Source organism: Chlorogloeopsis fritschii PCC 6912, assembly GCF_000317285.1.
GTDB classification, from domain to species: domain Bacteria; phylum Cyanobacteriota; class Cyanobacteriia; order Cyanobacteriales; family Nostocaceae; genus Chlorogloeopsis; species Chlorogloeopsis fritschii.
The window spans coordinates 36,393-62,521 of the sequence record NZ_AJLN01000120.1; the positions used below are offsets into that span (position 1 = coordinate 36,393).

At 42.4% G+C, this 26,129-nt stretch carries 17 protein-coding genes and 1 pseudogene; 5 read left to right on the plus strand and 13 right to left on the minus strand.

The features are described 5' to 3' along the window. Window positions 1-105 precede the first annotated feature (105 nt). The 3 genes from UYC_RS0128005 to UYC_RS0128015 all read right to left on the minus strand — a co-directional run bounded on the left by UYC_RS0128005 (window position 106) and on the right by UYC_RS0128015 (window position 3,186). Complete coding sequence (locus UYC_RS0128005; RefSeq protein ID WP_016878263.1) at window positions 106-768, minus strand: Coq4 family protein; 663 nt, start codon at window positions 766-768, stop codon at window positions 106-108. 134 nt (window positions 769-902) lie between these two features. Then, window positions 903-1,523 carry a CDP-alcohol phosphatidyltransferase family protein gene (locus UYC_RS0128010; RefSeq protein ID WP_016878262.1) on the minus strand — a complete coding sequence of 207 codons (621 nt, stop codon included), beginning with the start codon at window positions 1,521-1,523 and terminating at the stop codon, window positions 903-905. A gap of 7 nt (window positions 1,524-1,530) precedes the next feature. Further along, complete coding sequence (locus UYC_RS0128015) at window positions 1,531-3,186, minus strand: B12-binding domain-containing radical SAM protein (RefSeq protein WP_016878261.1); 1,656 nt, start codon at window positions 3,184-3,186, stop codon at window positions 1,531-1,533. A gap of 273 nt (window positions 3,187-3,459) precedes the next feature. Here UYC_RS0128015 and UYC_RS0128020 point away from each other — a divergent pair, with 273 nt between their 5' ends. Then, window positions 3,460-4,032 (plus strand): transposase, encoded by a 573-nt coding sequence (locus UYC_RS0128020; protein ID WP_016878260.1) that lies wholly within the window; start codon window positions 3,460-3,462, stop codon window positions 4,030-4,032. Between the two features lie 142 nt (window positions 4,033-4,174). Here UYC_RS0128020 and UYC_RS0128030 read toward each other — a convergent pair whose 3' ends face one another. The 4 genes from UYC_RS0128030 to UYC_RS38260 form a co-directional block, all read right to left on the minus strand. After that, on the minus strand, window positions 4,175-4,792 hold the full coding sequence (locus UYC_RS0128030) for a YkgJ family cysteine cluster protein (protein ID WP_016878258.1): 618 nt from the start codon (window positions 4,790-4,792) through the stop codon (window positions 4,175-4,177). After that, complete coding sequence (locus UYC_RS0128035; RefSeq protein WP_016878257.1) at window positions 4,789-6,963, minus strand: AAA family ATPase; 2,175 nt, start codon at window positions 6,961-6,963, stop codon at window positions 4,789-4,791. Before UYC_RS0128035 ends, UYC_RS0128030 begins: the two co-directional genes overlap by 4 nt. A gap of 422 nt (window positions 6,964-7,385) precedes the next feature. Next, entirely contained in the window at window positions 7,386-8,111 is a 726-nt protein-coding gene (locus tag UYC_RS0128040) for a hypothetical protein (protein ID WP_016878256.1), read from the minus strand. Next, the gene (locus tag UYC_RS38260; protein ID WP_127011397.1) at window positions 8,095-8,283 is read right to left on the minus strand and encodes a hypothetical protein; all 189 of its coding nucleotides are present in this window, start codon (window positions 8,281-8,283) and stop codon (window positions 8,095-8,097) included. The genes UYC_RS0128040 and UYC_RS38260 overlap by 17 nt, the downstream gene beginning before the upstream one ends. 88 nt (window positions 8,284-8,371) lie before the next feature. Between UYC_RS38260 and UYC_RS0128045 the strand changes: the two genes are divergently transcribed. Further along, a complete protein-coding gene (locus UYC_RS0128045; RefSeq protein ID WP_016878255.1) occupies window positions 8,372-9,007 on the plus strand; it encodes a hypothetical protein in 636 nt (211 codons plus the stop codon). Window positions 9,008-9,057: 50 nt separating this feature from the next. Here UYC_RS0128045 and UYC_RS0128050 read toward each other — a convergent pair whose 3' ends face one another. Together UYC_RS0128050 and UYC_RS0128055 are read right to left on the minus strand one after the other, a co-directional pair. Next, the gene (locus UYC_RS0128050) at window positions 9,058-11,031 is read right to left on the minus strand and encodes an ATP-binding response regulator (RefSeq protein WP_016878254.1); all 1,974 of its coding nucleotides are present in this window, start codon (window positions 11,029-11,031) and stop codon (window positions 9,058-9,060) included. A gap of 9 nt (window positions 11,032-11,040) precedes the next feature. Beyond that, window positions 11,041-17,094 (minus strand): hybrid sensor histidine kinase/response regulator, encoded by a 6,054-nt coding sequence (locus UYC_RS0128055; protein ID WP_016878253.1) that lies wholly within the window; start codon window positions 17,092-17,094, stop codon window positions 11,041-11,043. A 265-nt stretch (window positions 17,095-17,359) separates the two neighbouring features. Between UYC_RS0128055 and UYC_RS0128060 the strand changes: the two genes are divergently transcribed. From UYC_RS0128060 to UYC_RS0128070, 3 genes are all read left to right on the plus strand, one after another. Then, window positions 17,360-18,169, plus strand: a complete 810-nt coding sequence (locus UYC_RS0128060) for a DUF3386 domain-containing protein (protein ID WP_016878252.1) — start codon at window positions 17,360-17,362, stop codon at window positions 18,167-18,169. 164 nt (window positions 18,170-18,333) lie between these two features. Beyond that, complete coding sequence (locus UYC_RS0128065; RefSeq protein ID WP_016878251.1) at window positions 18,334-19,617, plus strand: TIGR00341 family protein; 1,284 nt, start codon at window positions 18,334-18,336, stop codon at window positions 19,615-19,617. Window positions 19,618-19,619: 2 nt separating this feature from the next. Then, window positions 19,620-20,435: an ion transporter gene (locus tag UYC_RS0128070; protein ID WP_016878250.1), complete on the plus strand. Its 816-nt coding sequence runs from the start codon at window positions 19,620-19,622 to the stop codon at window positions 20,433-20,435. A 59-nt stretch (window positions 20,436-20,494) separates the two neighbouring features. On the opposite strand, the gene UYC_RS0128075 is transcribed toward UYC_RS0128070, so the two are convergent. The 4 genes and pseudogenes from UYC_RS0128075 to UYC_RS39125 form a co-directional block, all read right to left on the minus strand. Next, entirely contained in the window at window positions 20,495-22,009 is a 1,515-nt protein-coding gene (locus UYC_RS0128075; protein WP_016878249.1) for an alpha-amylase family glycosyl hydrolase, read from the minus strand. A 125-nt stretch (window positions 22,010-22,134) separates the two neighbouring features. Next, on the minus strand, window positions 22,135-24,870 hold the full coding sequence (locus UYC_RS0128080; protein WP_016878248.1) for an MGH1-like glycoside hydrolase domain-containing protein: 2,736 nt from the start codon (window positions 24,868-24,870) through the stop codon (window positions 22,135-22,137). A gap of 227 nt (window positions 24,871-25,097) precedes the next feature. Next, entirely contained in the window at window positions 25,098-25,649 is a 552-nt protein-coding gene (locus UYC_RS0128085) for an HdeD family acid-resistance protein (protein WP_016878247.1), read from the minus strand. Window positions 25,650-25,717: 68 nt separating this feature from the next. Then, a pseudogene (locus tag UYC_RS39125) lies at window positions 25,718-25,941 on the minus strand (SDR family oxidoreductase); the annotation flags it as partial. Window positions 25,942-26,129: the final 188 nt, after the last annotated feature.

The following is a 26,129-nucleotide window of genomic DNA, read 5'->3' on the forward strand; positions in this document are numbered from 1 at the left end:
GTGAATAAATCGAACACAGAAGTAGAAGACAGTTGCGATGAGACAAGTTTGATCACGACTGCCTTCTGCCCTTGCTCCTTTGCCTTTCTTTGTAAAACCGAGCTTTTAAGTTTCAGGAAGAATGATGTTTAACGAAGTACGGACATTCTCCAGTGGCTTTTCCCACAACAGATTCCATTCAATGCCAAACAGAGGTTTAGCCTGTTTTCCCATCAGCCATCCTTTGGCGATCGCATCCATGTATTTTGTCGAAACATCAATATCATAAATAACAGCTTTGACAAGATTTTTAGCTAATAATGCCAACCAGAAACGCGTAAAGTATAGTTGGGCAACATAGAAAGCTTCTAATTGGATTTCTCCCAAAATATTCGTATCGCACCCAGTGACGATATGCCAAATGTCATGGGTTTCGGTAATATGCGCTCCTAAAAATTGGCAATCATTCTCTACTTGCCCTGCCTGTAAAGGTTTCAAATTGTTTTCAAGCATATGTTTAGCATAGGCGTATCCTAATGTGTTGGCTGGCAAACGATAGAGTTTTTGCAGATCGACATCACCCAGCCTGAGACGCTTTTGAAATGCTTGTTTCCCTTGTGGGGTGTTAGAGAGAAATTCAATTACTTTCTGCAAGCCATCCAGATCGTTGAGGGCATTTGCGAGTTTGCCAATACTCTCAAAATCCCCATCAGGTGCTTTGACTATATTTATAATGCTCTCAAGTGCGTTATCCTGCCAAATTTGCTCTAGTTGATTGCAAGAATGCATCCTAAAAAACCTTTATTAAAACTTTGTCTTTTAGTTTGACACGCTAATAACATTTTTGATTGAGCACAATTTATGGAATGATTTATCGCATTTACCGACACGGCGAAAGCATGAAAACCCGTCAAAAGGAAATTCTATAGCGACTTTTCTGCGTCTTTTCCAGGATGGGGCATGGAGCGAAATTGCCAAATTACCCATATTGCAAAGGTTGGCGCACCAATAGTAGCCGCAATCAGCAACTGCTCTAATCCGCCTAGCAAAGTGACAACAGGAAATAAATATAAAATATCTTCGATATCGAAACCAGCAAAATTTGGTTGTCGCGTTGCGTCTTTACCATGTTGCTGTTCCATCACGTTTCGCAAGTGGAAAATAGCAGCAACAGAAACACCGGAGACTATACCCATCACCAATGCCCACACACCGAGTTGGCTATTGATGAGACCATAACCAATACCTACAAACAAGAGTATATGGATGATGGCGTCACTGACAAGGTCGTACTGATGTCCCCATTTACTGCTCTTGCCACTCAGTCGAGCTAATTCACCGTCTGTGTGATCCAAAAAGTTCGACAAGACAAACAACCCAGCTCCAATATTTGCCCAGTCATAACTACCAACTGCTAGTGCTGCTGTTGCCAACACCCCAGTCACCAGTCTAACTGTAGTGAGATGATTGGGTGTTACCCAACTGTCTTTGAGGGGACTAACTAACCAGCCAGCAAGTCGGGCATCCCAGGGCTTTGTTGTCATAGATGTATTAGGTATGAGCGACATTACGTATTTTTTGAGAATAAAACGAAGCGGATTCTTTATTTTTGGCACACTCTTGAGCAAACTTAATTAAATGGTGTCCCACTAGCCCAACATGAATTACACTTTCGATATCACCTGCTTTTAGTGCTGGTTTTGCCATGCTCCAGAAGTAAGAGCGATAATTACCAAACAAACCTACCCGCAGTAGAATATTTACCATATAAGTTAACCCTTTACGGATATTCGCCCCAGAAGTACGAGCCGGGCTATTGGGAAGCTTAATTCGATTGGGGTAAGTGTGTTTCATATTGTGGGCGAATCGCTGATATAAAAATTCCGGTTCGTAAGCAGTGGTTATACAACGACGCCACATTTCTACTACTTGTTCGTAAGGCATTAAAAACTTAATATTCGATTCGCGATCGCTATCAAACACCAGTCGCCCTTCTTGCTCTAACCTACGCCACAAAGGTGTTTTAGGTAATGCATACAAAAGATTAATTGTCAATACTGGAATTTGAGATAGACGAATAAATTCGAGAATTCGCTCGGCGGTTTGTGGTGTATCTGTATCAAAACCGATGATAATTCCCGATACAACCTCCATGCCATAGCTATTTAATACTTTCACTGCTTCTAGAATCGGCATACTTAAATTCTGAGTTTTAGAAATAGCATGGAGAGCTTCTGGTTCTGGGGTTTCAATGCCGCAGAAGACGGTACAGAAATAGGCTTCGCGCATCATTTCTAGAATTTTGGGACTTTGAGCCAAATTTAATGTGGCTTCACAGGCAAATTGGATGGGATAGCCGTTGCGTTTTTGCCAATCAATCAGGTGCGGGAGTAATTTCATCAGGGCACGGCGATCGCCAACAAAGTTATCATCGACAAAATAAACCGATCCCGGATTACCACATTGGAGCATTGTATCGAGTTCGGCGATCACCTGTTCTGGGGTTTTCATGCGGGGATTGCGCCCGTAGAGTTCGGGAATATCGCAAAACTCACAACGATAGGGGCAACCACTAGAAAACTGGATATTTGCTAGGAAGTATTGATTGAGATTGAGTAGGTGGTAAGCTGGGGTGGGAAATTCGCTTAGGGGTAAACGTTCTTTCGTTTCAAAGCGAATTTGCTGTAGGGGACGTTGGGTGTGACGATCTAAGTATTCAATCAGGCGATCAGTTGCATCTCCTAGCTCGCCTAAATGTAAAATATCAAAATCAGGATAATATTCTGGGCAACCAGATACAGAAGGGCCGCCTAAAACAGTTATTTTACCTTCTGCATGAGCAATTGCATTAATCTCATTGATTTGTGGGCGTTGGATGTGCATCCCGCTCACAATCACCGCATCAGCCCACTCATAGTCAGTTTTTTTGGCTGTTTGGACATTTTCATCAATAAATCTAACCTCCCACTCTTGGGGTAAGTAGGAAGCTACTACCAAAATACCTTGTGGGGGCATAAAAGCCCGAACTTTACCCATCAAGGGATAAGCGTGATGAAAAGTGCCAAAAGAGGGGCTGTACTTGGGAAATATGCAAAGTATGCGTCGATGATGCGAGGGAACGTAGCGGGTTTTATTGGCGGTAGGAGCGGTTTTTGAATCTATCGCTACGGGAATTTGGTTGTCTACAGACTTCAGATTCACAGTCATCCCAAAATTACCCCAGAAGACTGAGCAGCTAATGAGACTATCTATTAGCAGAACTCAATCGTAATTTCAACTAGCTTAGGTGAGGTTTCAGAAGGTGGAAGTTTTTAGCGATTTTCTGCACAATTTTTAAGATTAGGCGATCGCTTCTTAGACAGAATCCCCGTTGGGGAATTTCAGCTTACTCAGAGGATGTTTTAAAAGTGGGGGGCTGTTGTAAGAAAACTCACAAGGCTTAAGCTGAAATTTGTAGAAGAATCAGCAGCTTGTGAGCAAATGACTAAAGCATATCCTAGCAATTTGACGTGGGAGCAGTGGGAACTGATTGCACATCTATTTCCAGAAGCCAAACCAGGTGGTCGTCCTCGCAGTGTATCGATTTATGCAATCATGAATGCGATTGTGTATGTACTTTGCCAGGGATGTACATGGAGAGGATTACCGGGGGATTTTCCAGCATGGTCAACAGTCTATGGCTATTTTCGCAGATGGCAGAAGGATGATACTTGGCTTATGGTACATGACAAACTTTACCAGTGGGTGCGGGTAGCAGCAGGACGTGAACCCAGCCCCTGCGAAGCAGCAGTTGATAGCCAATCAGTCGAAGCCGCAACGATGATATCTATTGATGTCGGTTATGATGCAGGTAAACAGATTCACGGGCGTAAACGCCATTTGAGTGTGTCCATTTTTGACTATGTTGTTCGAGTTGCATTTAGGGCAGTGCATAGCTTCTATATTGAACGACACTACCTGATTTTATCATTACTATGCACTACTACCGGTGTCTTGTCCTGTTTCAATGCCAGGGCCATCAGTCGTAGGTTACTTTCTATGACGATCGTCTGATGGTTATCAACCAGTTCTTTCTGGAAGGGCTTCATATTCTTGTTAAACACTGTAAGGATTGGTTTGTTGCTCCTGTTGGGGCGATCGCTCTTTAGTATTCTGTTCCCGCTCTTTACTCTGAGATTGTTTGTTTGCAACAGTTCTAGTCATTCTGTTCTTCCTCCAGACACTGAGGCCAATCTGGAGCGTTAATTTTGGGATTGATAACCCCATTCTCAAAATCCAGCCAAATCCTTTGATCGTTTCGGCAATCGTAGCCCCGGCAAGGCAAGGGACGATGAGTATATACCGAACAGCATTTTTTCTCGCGATCTAAATGCTGGCAATACCCATCTTTGCCGTGAGCTATTAAATAAGGAGCAGAAAACTCCCAACACACAATACCCTCTTCCACATCTTGCCGAGAGAGGGCAAAGGGAAGCTTACAACAAGCCGCATGACACAGATGAAGGCGATTTTCGCAGTCAATCGCCACTCCATCTGTAAAGGCATATTTGTCTGCCTCTGGCTTTTGGTAGACTACGCCCATACCGCGATCGCTAAACTTTTCCTTTAAGTTAGCTGCCGCTTGCTTTTTGCGTTCGTCTAACTCGGCAATATCTAATAAACCTTTTTCGCTCAATAGGTCGATCGCTGCGTAGAGAAACGAGGCAATCTCCAACAGCTTACCCGTGTTGGCATCAGCCCGAAAGTGAGTATAGCGAAGACCTTCTGCAATTTCTTGACGAAACTCGGCGCGATCGCACTCATCATTATTCATGGCAACATTTCAGCATACTTCCCAAAGTCGTTTTTGCCGATCGCTTGCCCTATTTTTTGAGATTCTCGCCAAGTTGCTCGTACTAAATACTTCATTGTAATACATCCGCCTTCGGCAGCAGCCAAAAATGCTGCTTTTAGTACAATATTCTTAATGTTTCCGCCAGAGAACCGAAACTGTCTTGCTAAAAACTCGTAATCAATTCCTTCGTCTTGTGGCGCTTCTTTTGGGATCAGAATTTCCCAAATTTGCCGCCGTCGCTCCTCATCGGGAAAGGGAAACTCAATGATAAACTGCAAGCGTCGCATAAAGGCATCATCGATATTTTGGCGCAGGTTGGTTGCCAGAATCGTAATGCCTTCATACTGCTCCATTCGCTGCAAAAGATAAGCAATTTCAATATTGGCATAGCGATCGTGAGCGTCGCGCACTTCAGATCGTTTTCCAAATAGCGCGTCTGCCTCATCAAAAAACAGAATTGCATTAGCATTCTCTGCCGCCGTAAAAATCCGTTCTAAGTTTTTTTCCGTTTCGCCGATATACTTGCTGACTACGCTAGATAGATTAATCTTATAGAGATCCAGCCCCAGAGCCTTGGCAATGATCTCCGCAGACATGGTTTTACCCGTACCCGAAGGGCCAGCAAACAGAGCGCTCACACCACGATCATAAGCAAGCTTGCGTCCAAATCCCCATTCCTGCAAAACTTGATGGCGATGGACAACCCATTGATACATTTCCTGTAGCTGAGTCCGAGCATCGTCGGACAAAATGATATCATCCCAAGTGTAGAGTGGCTCGATTTTGTGTGCTAATCCTGCTAAGTCATGTCCTGATTGCGATCGCGCTGCTGAGAATAAATCGCCAAGCAGCATCGAAGACTTGCTAGCATCGGAGTTTGAAATTGCTGTTCGCCAACGCGATCGATTGCTAGCATCAACGACGGCAGCGGCAATTTGTCCTGGCATCAAACGAAAGCGATCGGCTAAGGTATTGAGAGCAACTTCTGGTAGTAGGATATCGGCTTGATGTAAATGAGTCTGCCAACAAGCCAGTCGCTCAGAAAAGTTAGGAATAGTAAATGGAACAGCAATAACTCCGTTCGGATCTTGCCCAGAGGATATCCAGGGCTGGGTACCTGCAAGGACAACAATTCCTGCATAATGACTTAGCTCATCTAGTAAATTCTGGTAAGAAAAAATCTTTTCATCACTGCATAACGCATCCATTCCTTGCAGATACAAAATCGCTCTTTGCAAACAAGCTTCTCGCACTAAAAGCAGCACGATTTGCTCAAAATCTTCTTTAATCGCTACGAGCTGAGTCATATTTGCACTGACTAACTTGGCTCCGACTTCCGAGGCTAGTGCTTGAGCAGTCAGATTTTGATAGATATCGTCAGTCCCCTGAAAATAAAGTCGTAATGGTTGTTGTGTCTGCCAGCTTTGCAAAGTTAGCGATCGCAGTGCTTGTTTGATTGTGGTATTTAAGGGTAGCTCATCTAGGGATACTGAAGGCTTAACCATTTGGCAGTAGGGCAAAAGACGCAGATCTAAACCTTCCTGTTCTAGTAAAAGACGAACAATCTGCTCATCTAGCTTGAGGTAGTGAGCGAGGAGCGGTGGTTGACTTTGGTTGGTATCAGGAATCAAATGAATCAGTCTGTGACGAATTAACGGTGCATTAGAGACAAAATGAGCGCGATGCAACAGCTTGGCTTCTGCTGACGAACAGAGTAAATTCAGCGCTAGGTCTACACTAGGACGTTTACGGGTAACATCATCTTGAAGATAGGCATAGAGACGCTCGTAGCGCAGATCGACTTCAGGCGCTAAGGCGATGAAAATTAAATCGATATCGAATTCTGAAAGGCTAAAAGTATCTTTCAACCAACCCAAGCGACTGCTATTGCTAATTGATTTGAGAGAAACTTGCTTTAATGCTTTTTCCCCAACTTGCAGTGTGGGAATTCCTGGTTCGCGATCTAAAAGACGCTCCACCTCTTCTCGACTAATATAAAGGCCTCGATAAGCATCAGTTGCCGCCTCTACTCCATAAACAGTTGGCGCTGTAGCTACTGCTTGCGCAATGAGAAGATCTAGTCTCCTCAAAGCATAAAGTAGATCGCCAAGACTTAAATTGCTAGCTTCTGGCACTAGTCGAATCACCATATGTGCTCAGGATGATAGTTGGGGATTAGATAAGCTGTTTCTATCCTTAACCGAATAAAATTTAAGCTTTCAGGGGTTAACTCCCAGTCTTTCTTCTCGGTTTCTTGCAATCCAATTTTCTCACAGAACTGCTTCTATCCAAGTTATGTCTTTCTTAACAGGTGGCTAGAGCGAAAGTCTTTACTGCCATCTGTATAGAAATGTTCTAGTTTCCCATAAGTTCCCCACTCACAATGTAGTTTTTACTCTGAAATGTGTCGCTTTGGCAATTCTCAATAACCCTAAGGTGGGCACTGTCCACCATTTTAAAATAAAGGTTTGAGGAGAGTTAAGCAGTGTCCACTCTACAAAAATTGCTCAATATAGCCTGCCTTCGCAGGCTTTGCCTGTTTAGCCTCAGACTTCTAATCTGAAGGCTTATATTAACTAACATCAATTCTGTCTTGCGATAAAAGTTCTGCTGCTTCTTGCAAAAGCTCATGTTGTTCTTGTTGAATTTGAGCTAATCGCTCTTGAATTTCTACCAATCTTTGCTGTTTATTAATGTGAAGCAATTGAGCATCGCCTGGTGGTAATATCGGTAATTTATCAGTTGTGCGATCGCTTGTTATTTTTTGAATAGTAAAACTGCCAATTTTAGTAAATGATAAAAAGCTAAGTTTAATTGCAACCAAAAGTAATTTGAAAGGAACTTGCAAGATTGACCAACTAGCTGTTTCAATCAAGCGTACAATTGCTCTAATAATACTCCAAATTATCGATATAGCAAACAGCAGAATAATTAAACTAACAACTGGGTGATTAGTTGCCCAACTCAAGATTTCTAACAGTCGGAGAATAGCAGGGTGTTCTCTGAGCCAATCACCCAAAGAAGCAGAAATTGCAGTTTGAATAGCTGACGATGTTGAGTTGGGAATTTGTTCGGCAGTTTGCCATGCTTGCTCTAACGAATTTTTAGTTTGCTCCAAATTAGTAGTAACTGTATTAATTGCGCGATCGGTTGTTTGTGTTGCTGTTTGTTTCCAAGACTCGCCTATTTGCTGTGCTGAATCAGTTACAGAATTAATTTTGTGATCAAAAAAATATTTAGCCTGCTCAAAGCGTTGGAAGGCTCCTTCAGGCCAATTGATGTTAAGTTGAGGTTTCATAGAGCCACTGATAACCACATAGTAGGTGGGCAGCAACAATTTTCATCTCCATTTTGGCAAATGCGATCGCACAGAGTAGAGGAGTGGATTGGAGCGTCGAAATCTTCGTGCCCTCGTTACCGGGTTCAACCTGGTAACGATAAGTGGAGCCTCTGGCTCTATCCCCAGTCACCGATCCCCAAAACTCAATTCAGAGTTCTTTCTTAGCGAGCAATTCTACGCAATACTGAGAAAAGCTTGCTTTGTTTGCTAAAACTGTTATGCATCACTTGGAGGAACAATTACGCCGCTTAGTGAAAGAGGCTTGTGAATATCCAGCCGGAAATCCACAGCGTCAGAAGCGGCTCACCCAAATCATTCGTTTGGCTGCAAACAAACTCTGGAAGGAAAACACTCCATACTATCAAGATGCACTGCAACAAACTTGGTTGTATTTTTGCTCAAATATTTGTGGAGCATATGACGCTACACGTGGTTCTGTAATCACCTGGCTAAATACTTATCTCAGATGGAGATTGCAAGACTTTTACCGTCAGCAGCAGGAGGAAAAGACTAAAAAAGCATTTCTCAATGTCAATCAATTCATTTTTGGCGATCGCACTCAAATTTATCATCTGGAAGAAAACTTGGCTGCTCCACCAGATCTACCTCCAATTTTAGAAACTGTAAAGCTTTGGGTGGAAGAAGATATTGATGGAGAACTGGGTAGCACCCACATTCAAGGACATCCAGAAGTAAATTGTCAAGTGTTAATTTTGAAACGTTTACCACCAGAGGTAAGTTGGAAGGAGTTATCGGCAGAATTTGGTTTGTCCATTTCGACTTTAAGCAGTTTTTATCAGCGTCAATGTCTGCCACGCTTGCGTAAGTTTGCTGAAAGAGAAGGTTTTTTGTAAAAAAATACATTAAGTTTTCACTTTTCATAGGATGTGGGGGTGAATTTTCCTCACATCCTTACACTATTCCATCTGTCCCATTTTGTTTCATTCTCTAAGCTTTTCGATTCCTGACAAAGAATGTTGTGTAAATTTTGTAATAATTCTTTAGTTGTGTAAGGTTTGGCAATAAATGATTTAATGGCTGCAAACCCTGCAAGTTTATCGCTGGGTGCTAAACCGCTAACAGCAATAATTTTGACAAGCCCGTTAATTTTTTGTAAGGCGCGAATGGTAGTTGCACCATCCATCGAGGGCATCATCATATCTACCAAAACCACGCTAATTTCATCTAGGTATTGGGCATACAGAGCGATCGCCTCAATTCCATCACTGGCTGTCAGCACCTTGTAATTGTAAGTTTCTAACGAAATTTTTGTAGTTTCTAGAATTCTAGCTTCGTCATCTACAACTAAAATCAATTCTCCGTTGCCTTTGAATATTTCTAAGTCTTCTCTGAAGAGCGTTGCTGTTGCCTCAACTGCTGGCAAGAAGATTTTAAATTCAGTTCCTTTACCAACCTTGCTATGTACGTTGACAAATCCACCGTGGCTTTTAATAATACCCCTAACAGTTGAAAGTCCCAACCCTGTACCTTTGCCAACTTCTTTTGTAGTAAAAAATGGCTCGAATATTCTATCCACTATTTCTGGAGGCATCCCCACTCCCGTATCTGCGATTGTAATCTGAATATGAGGCCCGACACTTGCATCTAAATTCATGCGAGCATAGTGTTCATCTATATATATATTCTCAGCATAAATACTGAGAGTGCCACCATTGGGCATGGCATCGCGAGCGTTGACTACTAAATTCATCAACACCTGATGCAAGTGCGTAGCATCTCCAATTACAGCCCACAATTCTGGCTTAATATCTGTAAAAAGTTCAATCGATTTCGGAAATGTCTCTTCGACGATCTGCTTAATTTCTGAGAACAGGTGCCCAACTTGCACAATCATCCGCTTACCTTCAACTCCGCGTGCAAATTGCAGCACTTGTTTAACCAAAGCGGCTCCCCGTTTAGCGTTAGCTTCTATTGTCCTCATCATCTGCTGAGTTCGTTCATCGGTATTGGGGAGTTTGAGCTGCAATAATTGCGCTGCTGTCAGAATTGGAGTCAGGATATTGTTTAAGTCATGGGCAATACCACCAGCAAGCGTGCCAATACTCTCCAGTCGTTGAGCGCGAAGAAATTGGTTTTCGAGTTGTTTTTTCTCTGTGATGTCGGTATTAACCGTTAAAATTGATTTTGGTTTCCCATCTTGATCGCGCATCAAAGTCCAACGACTGGCAACAATAATCCCTTGCCCTTGTTTTGTGACTTGTTGCAATTCACCTTGCCACGAACCATTTTCGGCTAGACTTTTGTAGATATTTTGGAGTTGAGATGTTGTTTCCGCTCGATACACAAGCTGATTCACCTTCTTGCCAACTGCTTCTTGAGACTTCCATCCATACAGACTTTCAGCCCCTTTGTTCCAAAAATAAATTTGGTTGTCTAAGTCTTGAACGACAATGGCATCTGTGGTGATATCAAGCAAAGCAGCTTGTTCTTTGATTTGCAGATTTTGCTCCTGGAGTGTCTTTGTCAGATTCCGCAGTTTGAGATGAAGTTCGATCCTGGCTAAAACTTCCTCGTGTTGAAGTGGTTTGGTAATGTAATCTACTGCACCTAGACTCAAGCCTTTCACCTTATCGACTGTTTCGGCAAGTGCAGTCATAAAAATGATCGGAATATCTTTTGTTCGTTCATTAGCCTTCAAACGACGGCACGTTTCAAAACCGTCTATTTCCGGCATGAGTACGTCTAATAAAATCAAGTCGGGTGGAGCGTATTCTGCTCTAGCGATCGCACTTTCACCATCTTCAGCAATTAAGACTGTAAATCCAGCATCGGCTAACAAATCAAATAGAATTTCTAAATTACTAGGAATGTCATCGACAATTAAGATGACGCCTTTTTTATTTAAATCAATATTCATAAAACCTCATTAAAATTTTTTGAGAAACTCTAAAATTTGTTTCCCTTTAAAAGCTTTAGCAAGTTGACGCAAATGAGTAGCAAAAGGAATCAATTTTTCATTCAATTCCTCTAATTTTGCAGCTTGTTGGGCAATGCCCCTCAAGTCACCTCTCATTGCTAAATCTAGCAAAATCTGAAGCTCTTGGGCTGGTGGAGCTACAATCAGAGTCTGAGGCGTCAAATCAACAGAATGAATTAGATTATTATTTTCATTTTTTATCATTCTGGCTTGGTTTTGTTCTTCATAAATCCATTCCAACCCCAAGTGAACCCGTAATTTTTCTAACAAATCTCCTACCCGAATCGGTTTAGCGAGAAAATCATCACAACCGACTTCTCGACTCTGCGTTTGATCAAAATCAAAAACGCTTGCTGAGACGGCAATCACTACCACTTCTTTTAGTTCTGGTAACTTTCTGAGACGGCGAGTGGCTTCAAATCCATCCATTCCACCCATTACCAAATCCATAAAAATCACATCAGGCTTAAATTCAAGCACTTTTTTTAGACAATCTAAGCCGTCTGTTGCTTCTATAACATCAAACCCTAAAGGCTGTAGTATATTGACCAAAATAGAGCGATTTGCCCATTTATCGTCTACTACTAAAACTTTACGTTTAGAACCAACAAAACTAATAATCTTATTTTCATCAATGCTCTTTATATCAGTATTTTGTACAATTTCTGGTAAATCTAAATCCAGCCAAAAAACGCTCCCTTTACCCAAAGTACTTTCCACCTTCAGTTCGCCACCCATTATTTGAACTAATTGACGGCTAATTGCCAATCCCAATCCTGTGCCTTCAGTCTTACGAATATCCTCACCCACCTGCTGAAATGGCAAAAAAATCTCTTCTAATTGTTCGGGTGCAATGCCAATTCCTGTATCTTCTACTTGAAATCGAATTTTATGGATATTTGTCCTTTGTGTAGAATCACTCAACTGTTGAAAAATGACATCCACTTTGAAAGTTATACTACCTTTTTCTGTAAATTTGACTGCATTGCTAAGTAAATTAATCAAAACTTGGCGCAATCGTTTTTCATCGGCTCGAATTATTCTTGGTAGTGGAGATAGCGCTTTGTAAACTAAAGAAACTCCTTTTTTTTCGGCATTGATGCGACAAATTTCAATTATGCTCTCCAGAAACTCCGAAAAATGGAACTCTTTTGGATAAAGTTCCATTTTCCGAGCTTCAATTTTAGAAATGTCTAAAATATCGTTAATAAGTGTGAGTAAGTGCTCACCACATTGATAAATAATATTTACTCCGTTCTTTTGCCGTTCTGTTAAATTTTTGTCTTTTTGAAGGATTTGAGCATAGCCCAAAATACCATTGAGTGGGGTACGAAGTTCATGACTCATGTTAGCCAGGAATTCGCTTTTAGCACGATTAGCGGCTGCGGCAGCTTCTTCTGCTCGTTGGCGATCGCGAATTTCTTGTTGTAGTTGTAAATTCTTATCTTGCAACTCTAGGGTGCGCTGTTGTACTTTTGCTTCTAGCGTCCGATTATATTCCTCCAAATCGTTATAAAGACGGGCATTTTCAATTGATATTGCTGCTTGCGAGGATAAAAGTTGCAAAACTTCCAATCTTTCTGGCGTAAAAGCTCCAGCAGTCAATTTATTTTCTAAATAAAGAATGCCAATCAACTTACCTTGATTAACAATGGGCGTGCATAAAATAGATTTTGGCTTGTGGTTAAGAATATAACTATCTGTTGTAAATACCCCTTCATGAGTGGCATCATTCAATACAACATTCTCATGAGTACGGCGCACGTAATTGAGAACAGCTATTGGTAGCTGCTGACTTGAATCTACAGGTATTGATTCTTGCACTTTTATTTCATTTTGCCGGACACTTGCTGATGCTTCTATAAGTAATATATCTGCCTTTTCTAAGATTAGAAATCCTATTTCAGCACCAGCATTTTCCATCACAATTTGCATTAATTTAGTCAGCAACTTTTCTAAAACAATTTCACCAGAAAGAGCTTGTGAGGCTTTCATTACTGCGGCTAAATCAAAAACTACAGGAATATCTGTAGTTGTAGAGCCGATTGTTAGATTCATCTCTGAGCCTTGAGTTTTTCGCTCCCAGATGCGAGAGAAAATTTGAGGATATTTTGCTTCCAAATATCTAACTTTTGCTGTTGCTCCCCAGCGAATATATCCGTAGTAAGCATCAGTTAAATAAGTCTGAGCTACTTTTTCTCTACCACGCTCAAAATAAAACTTTGCTGCCAGTTCATTTGCAAGTGCTTCTTCCTGAATGTATCCTTGCTCCCTAGCCCCAGCAATGGCTTGATCGTAAAGTGCGATCGCGCGATCAGCTTGTCCTAAAATCCGTGCTTTTTCTGCCTCTACCAAGTCATATTTATGCTGAAAATTCATTGGGGCATGGGAAGCCCAAATTTGCATTTTTTCCTGATTACTAATGACTCTACTGAAGAGATATTCTTGTTGTGAAAGTGAAAGTGACGCTGATGGATAGATTGCAAGTTGTGCTAGAGAATCGTAGAAATGGAATACTGGTACCGCAAAAAATGCTTTCACCCCATCTAAATACTGTTCTGCTTGAACTCCATTTTCTGATGCGCGATCGTACTCTCCAAATAGATAACAAAGAATTAATTTATTTAAATAAAAGTAGTGAAGCCCAGTTCTGTCATTAGCTTCCTTTAGCAGCGGTAAAGATTTCTCTTCGTTGTATACTTCACCGAGTAAACAGCAGCCATTTTCAGAAGGTTGCAGTAAGTTTAGAACTGACTGTTGAAATATCTGATTCCAAATCAAGGCGTTTTCTTGCTTGAGTTGAGCCAGGGCATTACTAATTGTTGCCATTTCTTTTTCAAGTTTTGTCAGTTCCTGACCTATGTAATAAGAATATTGGCATTTTTGCATGGCGGCATAGCCACCATATTCAAAATGTCCGTTTTCTATTCCATAAGAGTAACCATCCTGTAAAAGTGGTAAAGTTTCTTTAGCATGAACTTTGCTGTGAATTGTACATGCCCCTGCAACAAAACATACACTTGTCTTCAATTCTAAGGCGTTGAACCGTTCCACTATACTTAAAGCCAACTTGCCAAATTTATAAGCCGATTCAATATCTTGAACTATCCCGTTTAAAATCACGCCGTAACAAACATAACCATAAGCTGAGAAAGGAGAATTTCCATATTTGACAGATAAATTTACCTGTTCGCATATAACTAACGGAAACAGCACAGGTGCAGCTTGATAGGTAGGAGAACCCATACTCGTTAGCATCCGTATGGCTGCCAATTTATCTTCCTGTGTCATTAATGGGAGATCAATTAAGCCTTCTATATTCTTCCCAGCCAAATTTGCAGCTGTTTGGTTTAGTGTTTGCTGGATATCTGAGGCACTAGGCGACTCTGGGAACCTCACCCCCAGCTGTGCCAGCGCTTGCAATCCAATTGCGATCGCGTCGAGTTGTCTGACTTGCGCCATGCAGGCTTGAATTTTCACCTCATAGACTTTCATTTTGTCAATTGGGGTTTTTGCCTGTTGCAAGACAACCGTAGCCCAGTTCTCCATCTGCTCAAAATCGCCGATCAGGTACGCGGTTTCTACTGCTGACTCATACAGTGCCAAGGTTAACTCGTACCTATTCTGCCAACTGTTTACTGCCAATAACCTCAAACCAAGCTTTATATAGCGCATGGCAGACTCATACGCTGTTGCTTTATTCGCTTTCTTGGCTGCAATGAGATTCAGTTCAGCCAGTTCATACTTTTCTGACTCAGAAGAAAGTAAGTCAACACCATAATTCAATTGGTTAACTAAAGCAAAAATCTTTTCTTGTCGTTCTTCAAACGTGGTATTTTGTAGTAGTAATTTACCAATTTTGAGATGAGTTTCTTTTTTTTGTGAATCTACGATCAGAGAATAAGCTGCTTGCTGTACTCGGTCATGTAAAAACTTGTAGGCAATGGTTATTTGTTCTTGCTCGGTTGACAGTATATCGCTTTGCTGACTAGTAATCACCAGAGGAATTTTGTAAGACTGACTTAAGGGCATAACTAACCCCGTCTGTAGAGATTCCCACAAATTTTTTGCTGTTTCTGACAAAGATTTTTGATTAACAATACTCAGAACATCTAAGGTAAATTTATCCCCGATACAAGCAGCTAATTTTAAAACATTCTGTGTTGTTGGTGCTAGCTTTTGAATTTGATTTACCATCAATTCAATGACATTATCAGTGATATCAATATCTTGAAGAAGTTCAGTATCCCACTGCCAGCACCCTTTACTAAAATTAAATGTTAACAGGTTGTCTTGATAAAGAGATTTGAGTAGTTGAGTTAAGAAGAAAGGATTGCCCTGAGTTTTTGTAAACACTAACTCAGCTAGTGGTTGTGAATTTTTATGATTATTACGGAGAGTATCACTAACTAATTTATTGACATCAGAAAATTGCAAAGGTTGGAGGACAATATTGTTAATAACCACACCAGTCTTTTGAATTTCTTCTAAAGTTATTCTCAATGGATGTGTTGCATTAACCTCATTATCTCTATAGGCTCCAATTAATAATAAATATTGGCTAATTGGGTCATTTAGTAGCAGTGGGATGAACTTTAAAGAAGCAGAGTCTGTCCACTGTAAGTCATCTAAAAATATTACCAATGGATGTTCTTTTTGACAAAATACATGAATGAATTGTTTAAACACCCGATTAAATCGGTTTTGGGATTCGGTTAGTCCCAATTGAGGAACAACTGGCTGATGCCCAATAATCAATTTGACTTCGGGAATAACATCAATAATAATCTGACCGTTAGCACCAAGAGCTTCTAAAATTTTTGCTTTCCAAATTGCTATTTTTTCATAACTTTCTGTTAATAACTGCCGGATTAATTCTTGGAAAGCTTGAATTAAAGATGCATAAGGAATATTGCGCTTGAATTGGTCAAACTTACCAGAAATAAAATATCCTCGTTGGCGTACTATGGGTTTATGTACTTCATTCACTAAGGAGGATTTACCAATTCCTGAATAACCACTCACTAACATTATTTCAGTTGCACCAAGGCTAACTCGCTCAAAGGCATCCATTAAAGTTGCAACTTCTTGCTCGCGGCCATAAAGTTTTTGTGGGATCAGAAATTGACTGTATAAATCTAACTGCCCAACAATAAAATCTTCAATTTTCTCCGTTGCTTGCAGTTTTTTGAGACATACTTCTAAATCAGCTTTTATTCCTAAAGCACTTTGATATCTTTCCTCAGCAGTCTTAGCTAATAATTTCATTACAATAGCAGAAACTGCTTGAGGAATCTCTGGATTGAGTTCTTGAGGTGATACAGGTATTTTTGCAATATGGCAGTGAGTTAATTCTAAGGGATCAGTAGTTTGAAAAGGTAACTGCCCCGTTAACATTTCATAAAAGGTGACACCTAGAGAATAAAAGTCAGTTCGATAGTCAATCGAGCGGTTCATCCTTCCAGTTTGCTCTGGTGACATATAGGCAAGGGTGCCTTCAAGTAAATTTGGATTGCTGACAGTTAAATTTTCCCTGGATAGACACGATGAAATACTAAAATCTATAATTTTGACTTCACCTGTTTGCGGAGCGATTAAAATATTATGAGGCTTAATATCTTTATGAATAATATTATTTTTATGTAGTTGATCAAGTGTTTTAGACAATTGAATAGCAATTTGCAAAAATTGCCTTAATTCTAATTTTTGATTAGTGATAAAAGTTTTCAAAGACTCTGCGTCAAAATCTGACAAAATTAATGCCAGACCATTTTGATAGCTTTCTAAAGCTAGGGGTTTGACAATTCCTTCTATCTCCAATGATTGAAGTATTTTATATTCATGTCTTAATTGAGCAAGCTGTTCTATGGTGGGATACTCGGCTTTCAATGTTTTAATGATTACTGATGTTTGATCTGACTTCCTCAAACCACGATAAACACAGGTAGTCGTACCCTCATATATAACTTCAATGAGGTTGTAATCGGCAATAATAATACTCATTTTTATATTTTGATTGGTGTGAGGTTAATAGACAGTCAAGTAGTTAGTTCCTATGTTAATTATCAAGCTCTGCCTCTGTAGTGCTTGGGGAATATCACTAATTGTTGACTTATATTTTGGGTGTAAACTAAATGTTTAACGGAATGTAAAACTATGTAATTAAAATTAAGAGAAACGCGATCGCAATTAGATATACGAATTAGACGTATGAGGACAAGGTACGATCAAGCGAAATTACTTTTAGCAGTTGTTCGGAGTTTGAGAGATGAAACAATCACAAAAACAACTTACTCAGTGGTGTGCTTTGAGTTTAGTTCTGACTCTGTTGGCGCTAACCCAACTAACCCAAGAAGCGATCGCTCAAAATCTGCCACCCAGAAGTATTCGCCTCCTCGCCGATAAAAACACCTCAACCCAAGCTCCAACTGTTTCAGCTCGCGAAATATTTCGGGCTGCCTATCTAAATCGCTACACCTGGGATGAGAAATTTCCCGGTTATACGGCTGGAGTAAAAATCAAACAAGGCAATGAAGAGCACAACGGTTCCATTCGTGTTAAACCAGACTTAAGTGTGGAAGTGACTGGTATTAATTCTGAACAAGCACGTCAGGCAGTTGAAGGGCAATTACGTATGGTTGCAATTCACCGTCGTCGGATTCCTTTTGAGGTGGCACACAAAAACCATACTTATGAACTGGGTAAAACAGATAATACAGGCGTTGTAGAGATTTTTGAAAAAGGAGAGTCAACAGACGCTCATTACAAGGTGTCTAAAAAACAGATTACTCAAGTTAATCGTACTTTAGGAGATACATCCGTTACCGTTAATTTATTGGATTCCTTAGTTACCCCGAAAGGCTATCTGGCAACCCGTTACAGAACTATCTTTCGACAGCCTCAAACTAAAGAAGTGTTGGGAGAACAAGAATCTGAAGATACCTACCAGCAAATTGGTGATTATTATCTACTAAAGCGTCAGGTGATTCGCGACTTTCAAAAAGGTCAGCAGACTAGTACTTTGATAGAATTCAATAATATTCAGTTATTACCAAAATCGACAAGTAACACACCATAATACTCAACAAAAGAAGTTTGATTGTAGCGATCGCCGCTCTGTTTCCAACACTATAAGTTCAATTCTTTTGGTGCTTAGATTGCAACAATAGCATCGTCAAATCTACCTCTAGCTAGAGACGCAACTCTCCTGCAATACGAGATGGTTACCGACAGGAGGGTAATATGCGGCAATTAATTATTCAAGTTCCCCAAGGAGAAGGAAAAAAAGTTCTTGATATTGCTAAGTCTCTCAACGGGGCAAATCTGGCTAAATTTGAGGCAACAAACAACGATGAACCAATTGACGTAGTGCTGGCTTACGTTTCCAATCGCCAAGTAGAAAAGCTGGTGGCAAAACTAGAAGAACTACCGCAAGTAAACTTCACGTTGTTACCTACTGGCGTTATGCCTCTGCACCCTCCAGCCTCAGAAGCTCCGCAGCAAGTCACAAATGTAGAAGAGCGCAGCCCAATTGAGATATTTCTAAGTGGTTTGCAGAGTGTTGGCTCTTGGCGGGGCTTTCTCGGATATGCAGCAATGGCGGGTTTTGTCGTCTGGATTGGTTTGTACACTGATACCATTTACCTACTAACGGCAGCAATGCTAATTGCCCCATTTGCAGGCCCGGCAATGAATTTGGCAATTGCGACAGCTAGAGGCGATCGCCAACTACTGTGGCGTAGTATTGTGCGTTATTTTGCAGCACTGACAGTGACAATTTTAGTCGCAGGTATCCTCAGCTTAATTTTACAGCAAAAGATTGCCACTAGCTTAATGATTGAGCGCAGTCAAATTTCCTCTGTGGCAGTGTTATTACCCCTAGCCGCCGGAGCAGCGGGGGCGCTGAATTTAGTACAATCTGAGCGCAGTAGCTTGGTATCTGGTGCAGCTACTGGTATGCTTGTGGCTGCTTCTTTGGCTCCTCCAGCGGGTATTGTCGGTATGGGTAGTGCGATCGGTCGATGGGATTTAGTAATTAGTGGTTTATTCCTGCTGCTGCTGCAACTGGTAGGAATTAATTTGACAGCTGGATTGTTGTTTCGGTTTTTTGGCTTGTCTGCACGGGGAGTACGCTATACACGCGGCAAAGGCTGGTTGTTTCCTGTCACATTAGGATTGACTTTGTTAGGGTTAGCACTCTTGCTAACTTGGCAATTTAACAGTCCTCCAGATTTACAGCGCTCTACCCTTGCTCAACGAGCTGATGCCCAAATTCAAGAGGTAGTCAGTCAAAACCCTTTAGTTAATTTGGTTGAGACAAATGCTCGCTTTACCCGTTCTCAAATCCCAGGGCAAAATACTTTACTGACTACAGTTTACGTCCAACGTCGCCAGGGTGTGAGTATCTCTGCTGAGGAAATTCGCTCTCGCCTTACCCAGGCTATTCAAAACCGTCTCCAGCAACAAAACTTTGATGTTATACCTCTGGTAGATGCGATCGTACTTGAGCCGCCCGCAAGCAAGTAACTATGAGTAGCCTCATTCCATCTCACAAACAAGCTTTAGAAAAAGAGCGTCATGAAATCCTCCAGCAACTAGAAGAATGGCTGGAAATTCCAATGTTAGTGCTTGCCTTTGTATGGCTGGCACTATTTGTGATGGAGTTAATCTGGGGACTAAATCCTTTACTGGAAGTGTTTAGCAACACGATTTGGATAATTTTTATTCTTGATTTTTTGTTGGAACTAACATTATCACCCCGCAAGCTTTCTTATCTCAAACGTAATTGGATAACTGTTGTTTCTTTGTTTCTACCTGCTTTACGTATTTTCCGTATAGTTAAGGTGCTGCGGACGCTACAAACAGTCAGAGCAGTGCAAGGATTGCGATTGCTGCGGGTAATGACAAGTACCAATAGAGGGATGCGGGCACTAAGTGCTAGTTTTAACCGTCGCGGGTTTGGCTATGTGGTAGTTTTAACGATCATTGTGACGCTAGTTGGATCTGCGGGGATGTATGCATTTGAAAATCAGCTGCCCGATGGTTCTGGCTTGAATAATTACGGCACCGCTCTGTGGTGGACGGCGATGCTGATGACAACCATGGGTTCGGAATACTGGCCGAAAACACCAGAAGGTAGGGTGTTGTGCTTTCTTCTGTCCTTGTATGCCTTTGCTGTCTTTGGCTATGTAACAGCAACTTTAGCCACGTTTTTTATTGGTCGGGATGCAGACGATGACGAAGCGGAGGTAGCAGGGGCAAAATCTATTACAGCGCTTCATGATGAAATTGCCGCCTTACGGACAGAGATTCAGCAATTGTTAGAGCGGGATGGTAAAAATTAACACGGGGCACTCACCCAACCGAGAACGAGCAGTAAGTACATTTTGAACTGATTAACTCATCAGGCTGTTACCAAACTTTCTAGGGGGTGTGCAGTCAAACCCACAGGTTGCACGTCAAACACGTGGTAGCCCCATGGCAGCAGATCAAAATAGAGACCAGAAACTAGGCTGTCGCCAGGGCGCTCATAAACAATGGGATTCATCAAATCCTTGAGTTGATAGAGTTTGCCTGCTAAATCGTCGTCAAGCAGGGTAACATAACACTGGCTCTGATAGGGTGCGTAATTCACAATTACCAGCAACCGTTGTCCTTCGGAATCTTCCCAAGTAAAACTGATAAAGTTATTCCATGTCCAGTTACCATCCCAGGCGGGGGTGCAGTGAAGTAATCGCCAAGAGCCTACTCGTAAAATTGGCAGCCGCAGACAGGCCAGCAGTTTGCGGTAGAAGGTGTGCAATTCTTCGTCCATGAGTTCGTCAGGTCCTCGTTGGAGATGTACAGAAATCTTGCATTTGAAGCCGTCTAGTTGTCCCTGGTGCAGGAAGCGCAAACCTGGGCTGAGAAAGGTAAGGATGGCAGCAGCGCGATGCACATCGGGTGGAAAGGTGTTGGCAGCACGAGGTTCATCGTGATTTTCCAAGAATCGAGCTGACTTGTTTTGATAGTCTGAGTCTGCCCAAAAATGTTCGCGCACGGGTTGGGCGTGTTGTTCGCGCAGGCGATCGTAGAGGCGTTTGTCGTAGGTGTAGTCAAAACCTTGTTGTTGCAGAGTCCATTCCAAATCCCAATATACTTCAGCCATGAAGACGAAGCCGAGATGATACTGCCGTACTTTGGGGATGGCAATTTGCCAAAAGGGTTCTGCTGGAATGCCCCAGGTGCGCTGGAATATCTCTGGCAAAATCAGCATCGCCATATCACATCGCACGCCATCACACAACTGAGCAATTGTCAACAATTCGCCTAGCATTGCTGCTTGTAGCAAAGGGTTGCCATAGTTGAGTTGGAGTGTATCAGGCCAACCTGCAAAGTACGGATCGCGTCCGTAGGCAAAGATGGCTTCACCAGAGGACAGGGGCACCCGGCAATAGTTTTGAGGTTCTTGTGCCAGCAACGCTTCGGTTCCCTGGACAAAAAAATCGGGGTGAGTCTGCACCCAGGTATGATCGGGAGCCATGTGGTTGGGAACGAAATCCAACATCAGTTTGAGTCCGCGCTGGTGGAGGCGATCACGCAGTCGCTCCATCGCGGTGTTGCCACCCATGCGATCGCTGACAGTGTAATTTTTAATGGCGAAACAGGAGCCGCACACATCGTCATCGCACAAGTCAATTAACAATTTTCGATGTTCCTCTAGCCACTCTGGATTCGATAGAGAAATACTTCGCCCCGCATCCCCTATTTGCCAAACCCCCAGGAAATAAACCCAATCAAATCCCAAACTGGCGATTTCATCTAGGGTTGTGTCGGGAATATCATCCAGAGTTGCCGGACGGTGCAATTGTTTAGACAACAATTGTATCCAAACACGGGTATTGACCTGGTATAACACGGGATAGTTTGGTGTTAGCATGGCTCGGAACCTTCAATTTTGTTATTGACCAAAAATAGGGGGTAGGGTGTGGGGTATAAGAGTTTAGGAGAAAAACCTCTTTCATCTTTGGCGATGAAACTTGTTTCATCGGGACTGCATTATATTTAAGCCTGATACCTTGAAAGTTCTCCAGGCGTTGTGATCTCCAACACTTTTTCTTTGGTAAAGTAGCCTAAAGCGTGTATAATCCGGGCAACGCAGCCTGTCCATCCCGTTTGATGACTGGCACCAATTCCTGCGCCGTTATCTCCGTGGAAATATTCGTAGAACAAAACTAGATCGCGCCAGTGGGGATCTGTTTGGAACTTCTCGGTACCGCCATAAACCGGACGGCGATCGGATTTATCCTTGAGAAAAATGCTGACAATTCGCTCGCTGATTTGCTGGGCGACATCAAACAGCGATAGGTAGTTACCAGATCCTGTGGGGTATTCAACGGTAAAGGAATCGCCATAGTAGCTATAGAAATGAAACAATGCTCGCAGCAGCAAGAGATTGACAGGCATCCAGATTGGGCCGCGCCAGTTAGAATTGCCGCCAAACATACCTGAAGTAGAATCACCGGGAACGTATCCTACTTTGTACTCCTCTGCCGCGTGATAAAAGCAGTAAGGATGCTCCAAGTGATAGCGGGAAAGAGAACGAATTCCATAATCGCTGAGGAACTCTGATTCATCGAGCATTCTGGAAAGAACACGGCGCAGTTTGTCTTCGTTTAAGATAGACAGCATCAATCGATTTCGTTCACCAGGCTGACTAGGTAGATGGATATTATGAGTGAGTTCGGGGTGCTGCATAATGAACTTTTGTGCTTCTGCTCGAAAGCGCGGCAGCTTTGCAAAGGCTTCACTTGGGAAAACGACAACTGCCATCAGCGACAATAAGCCTACCAGCGATCGCACTTTGAGGCGAGTAGAGTTGCCATCGGGAAAGCGCAGCACATCGTAGAAAAAGCCGTCTTCTTCGTCCCAGAGTTCATCATGATGTTCACCAATCCTATCCATAGCACCAGCGATCCACATGGTGTGTTCCAAAAACTTGATTGCAAAGTCTTCGTAAAGAGGATCGTGGAGTGCCAGTTCAATCGCGATCTCGAACATTTGCTGACTGAAAAAAACCATCCAAGCAGTGCCGTCTGCTTGATCGAGGTAACCGCCTGTAGGTAATGGTGAACTGCGATCAAACACTCCAATGTTGTCTAGTCCCAGGAATCCACCTTGAAACAAGTTGTCACCGCCCTCGTCTTTGCGGTTTACCCACCAGGTAAAGTTAATTAGTAATTTGGAAAAGGCGTATTTGAGAAATTCGATATCCCCCACCCCATTGTTCCGTTCGCGATCGCGAATATAAATTTCCCACGTTGCCCAGGCGTGTACTGGCGGATTCACATCGCTAAAGTTCCACTCATAGGCAGGAATTTGACCGTTGGGGTGCAAGTAATCTTCCAGCAGCATCAGCATCAGTTGATTTTTGGCAAAGTCCGGATCGATCAAGCTGATAGGAATGACGTGGAATGCCAGATCCCAAGCAGCATACCAGGGATATTCCCACTTGTCCGGCATGGAAACAATATCGTCGTTATGCATATGGAACCACTCGCTGTTCCGCACGTGCTTCCGGTTGGCTGCCAGCGTCCAAGGGGTAACATTGCGTTCCCTCAGCCATTTATCCAGATCGTAGTAGAAGTATTGTTTCGTCCACATCATTCCAGCCAGTGCTTGCCGCATGACGTTAGTGCGATCGCTATCTGCTAAAACCGATACTGGAGTCACACTCTCATAGAACTCATCTGCTTCCTTGTGACGAGTCACAAATGTTTGCTCGAAGTAGGAACCAAACGGCTCCCCAACCCGATCTGGAGCGTGTTTTGAGAGGCGCAAGCGGATGACCTTTGTCTGTTGTGCCCCAATATTCATTTCGTAATGGGGTGAAACTTTTGTGCCAACCTTGTGGGGATTAACTGCATCCTGCTGTCCATACACAATGTAATTGTTGATACCATCTTTCGCATAGAGGCTAGTATTGGGCATACCGAATAGCCGCTGATTGTTCGTTTCATTCTCCGTAAACAGCAGCGGAGCCGCGCCCTCGCAGTAAAAGTAATAATCGCTAATATATTGATTCAGCAAGGTATCGGTAATGTGAGCGTGCACCACACTGTTAACCGTGCCCTCAACCTTAGTTAGTACAGGCTTGGCTCCACCGCCTGCCCAAGACCAAGTGTTACGGAACCACAAAGTCGGTAGCAAATGAATGGGAGCCGCTTCAGATCCCCGGTTGGCAATGCTGATTTTAATCAAAATATCTTCGGCATCTGCTTTGGCGTATTCCACAAACACATCAAAGTAGCGATCGTCGTCAAAGATACCTGTATCTAGCAGTTCGTATTCTAGTTCGTAACGGTTGCGACGGCGATTGGTGCTAATTAAATCATTGTAAGGAAACTCTGCTTGGGGGTATTTGTAGAGATACTTCATGTAAGAATGGGTGGGCGTGCTATCGATGTAAAAGTAGTACTCTTTGACATCTTCGCCGTGGTTACCTTCGCCGTTAGTCAACCCAAACAACCGCTCTTTGAGGATAGGATCATTGCCGTTCCATAGCGCCAACGCAAAGCAGAGCAGGTTATGGTTGTCGGTGATCCCACCCAATCCGTCTTCGCCCCAGCGATACGCGCGCGATCGCGCATGATCGTGAGGGAAATAATTCCAGGCATTCCCATCAGAACTGTAATCTTCACGCACAGTACCCCACTGGCGTTCGCTCAGATATGGCCCCCATTTGTACCAATCGACTTTGCCAGTACGGTTTTCTTCAAGCCGCTGCTGTTCTGCGTTCATAGCTACCTCCCGCCATCTAAGTATTTGATTTTCAGAATTCAATCTATGCCCTCACGAGTAAATGACCCACAACGAAGGGATGAAAATATTTCTTTCTCCTAACCCCGTTCCTTATTTTCAAGTTAGACACCCATGTGGTTTGATTACACAAAGAATCGGTGAAAATCTCTTTTCCCTAGTCCCTAGCCTCTAGCTCCTAGCCCCAATTTTCAAAACAGGCGAAACTATCAAATTCTGGAGAGACGGTGACTAATTGCCCAAGGAATCGCAATCATCCAAGCACCCGAAAAGAGAAAACTAACTCCCGTGAATACACCCAGTAACCAAACAGCATTGAAAGGCCACTGATACAAAATCAAAATCCCCAAAATAATCGCGATGATACCACTGAACAACATCCAACCCCAGTTTGGTTCTGGACGTGCTTGGAATGCGGCAATCACCTCAAAGATACCTTGAGCTAAAATAACCCATCCAAAAGCGATGGTAAGGCTAAGAGTAGCCCCTAAGACGTTACTCAGTAACAAAATCCCGGTAATAATGTAGAGGATTCCGATGAGTAGCTTTGCCCAGAAACCCCGTTGTCGACGCGATTGAACAGCATGAATCGTTCGGATGATACCCGCAAACAGAAAAACCCAAGAAAGGACGCGCGCAACAGCGATCGTGGCAATGAACGGTTCGACGATCGCAGCAATACCCAGTAAAATCATGAAAATTCCTAGCGCAATAAACCAACCTGAATTTTGTCTGACTTCATCAATTATTTCTGTTTTCATAACAGTTTCTCCAACAATATTGATTCTTTTAGCTTGTAGAAATTAGCATTCTGTGTGAGATGAATGGCTTAATGAATGCACCTATGCTGACCATACTTCTCGAAAGTTTCTATAAATAAGGTTTGTCCAGTGATGTAGGTAACTTCATCTGAAGCCAGAAAATCAGCCTTCATTTCATCAGGAGTTCCTGCCCACTTCATCGGAATGTGACTTGCAGCGATCGCTTTTTTTCTACATCGGCTGTCCAGCTTTCATTGATGGGTGTGATGATGGCACCGGGCGCGATCGCACTGAAAATCCTACCGAAGATGATATGTGCAGAAAAATTTTGTTCTATTAATTTTTTTGGTGAATGGGTTAATAGTACAGCAAAGAAATAAGAATTTGATAAGTAATAAATAAGACTCTTTAAACCAATTGTGTTGTAAAAAAATATGCAGTTCACCACAACTATAGGATGCACATACAACCGATTTTTGT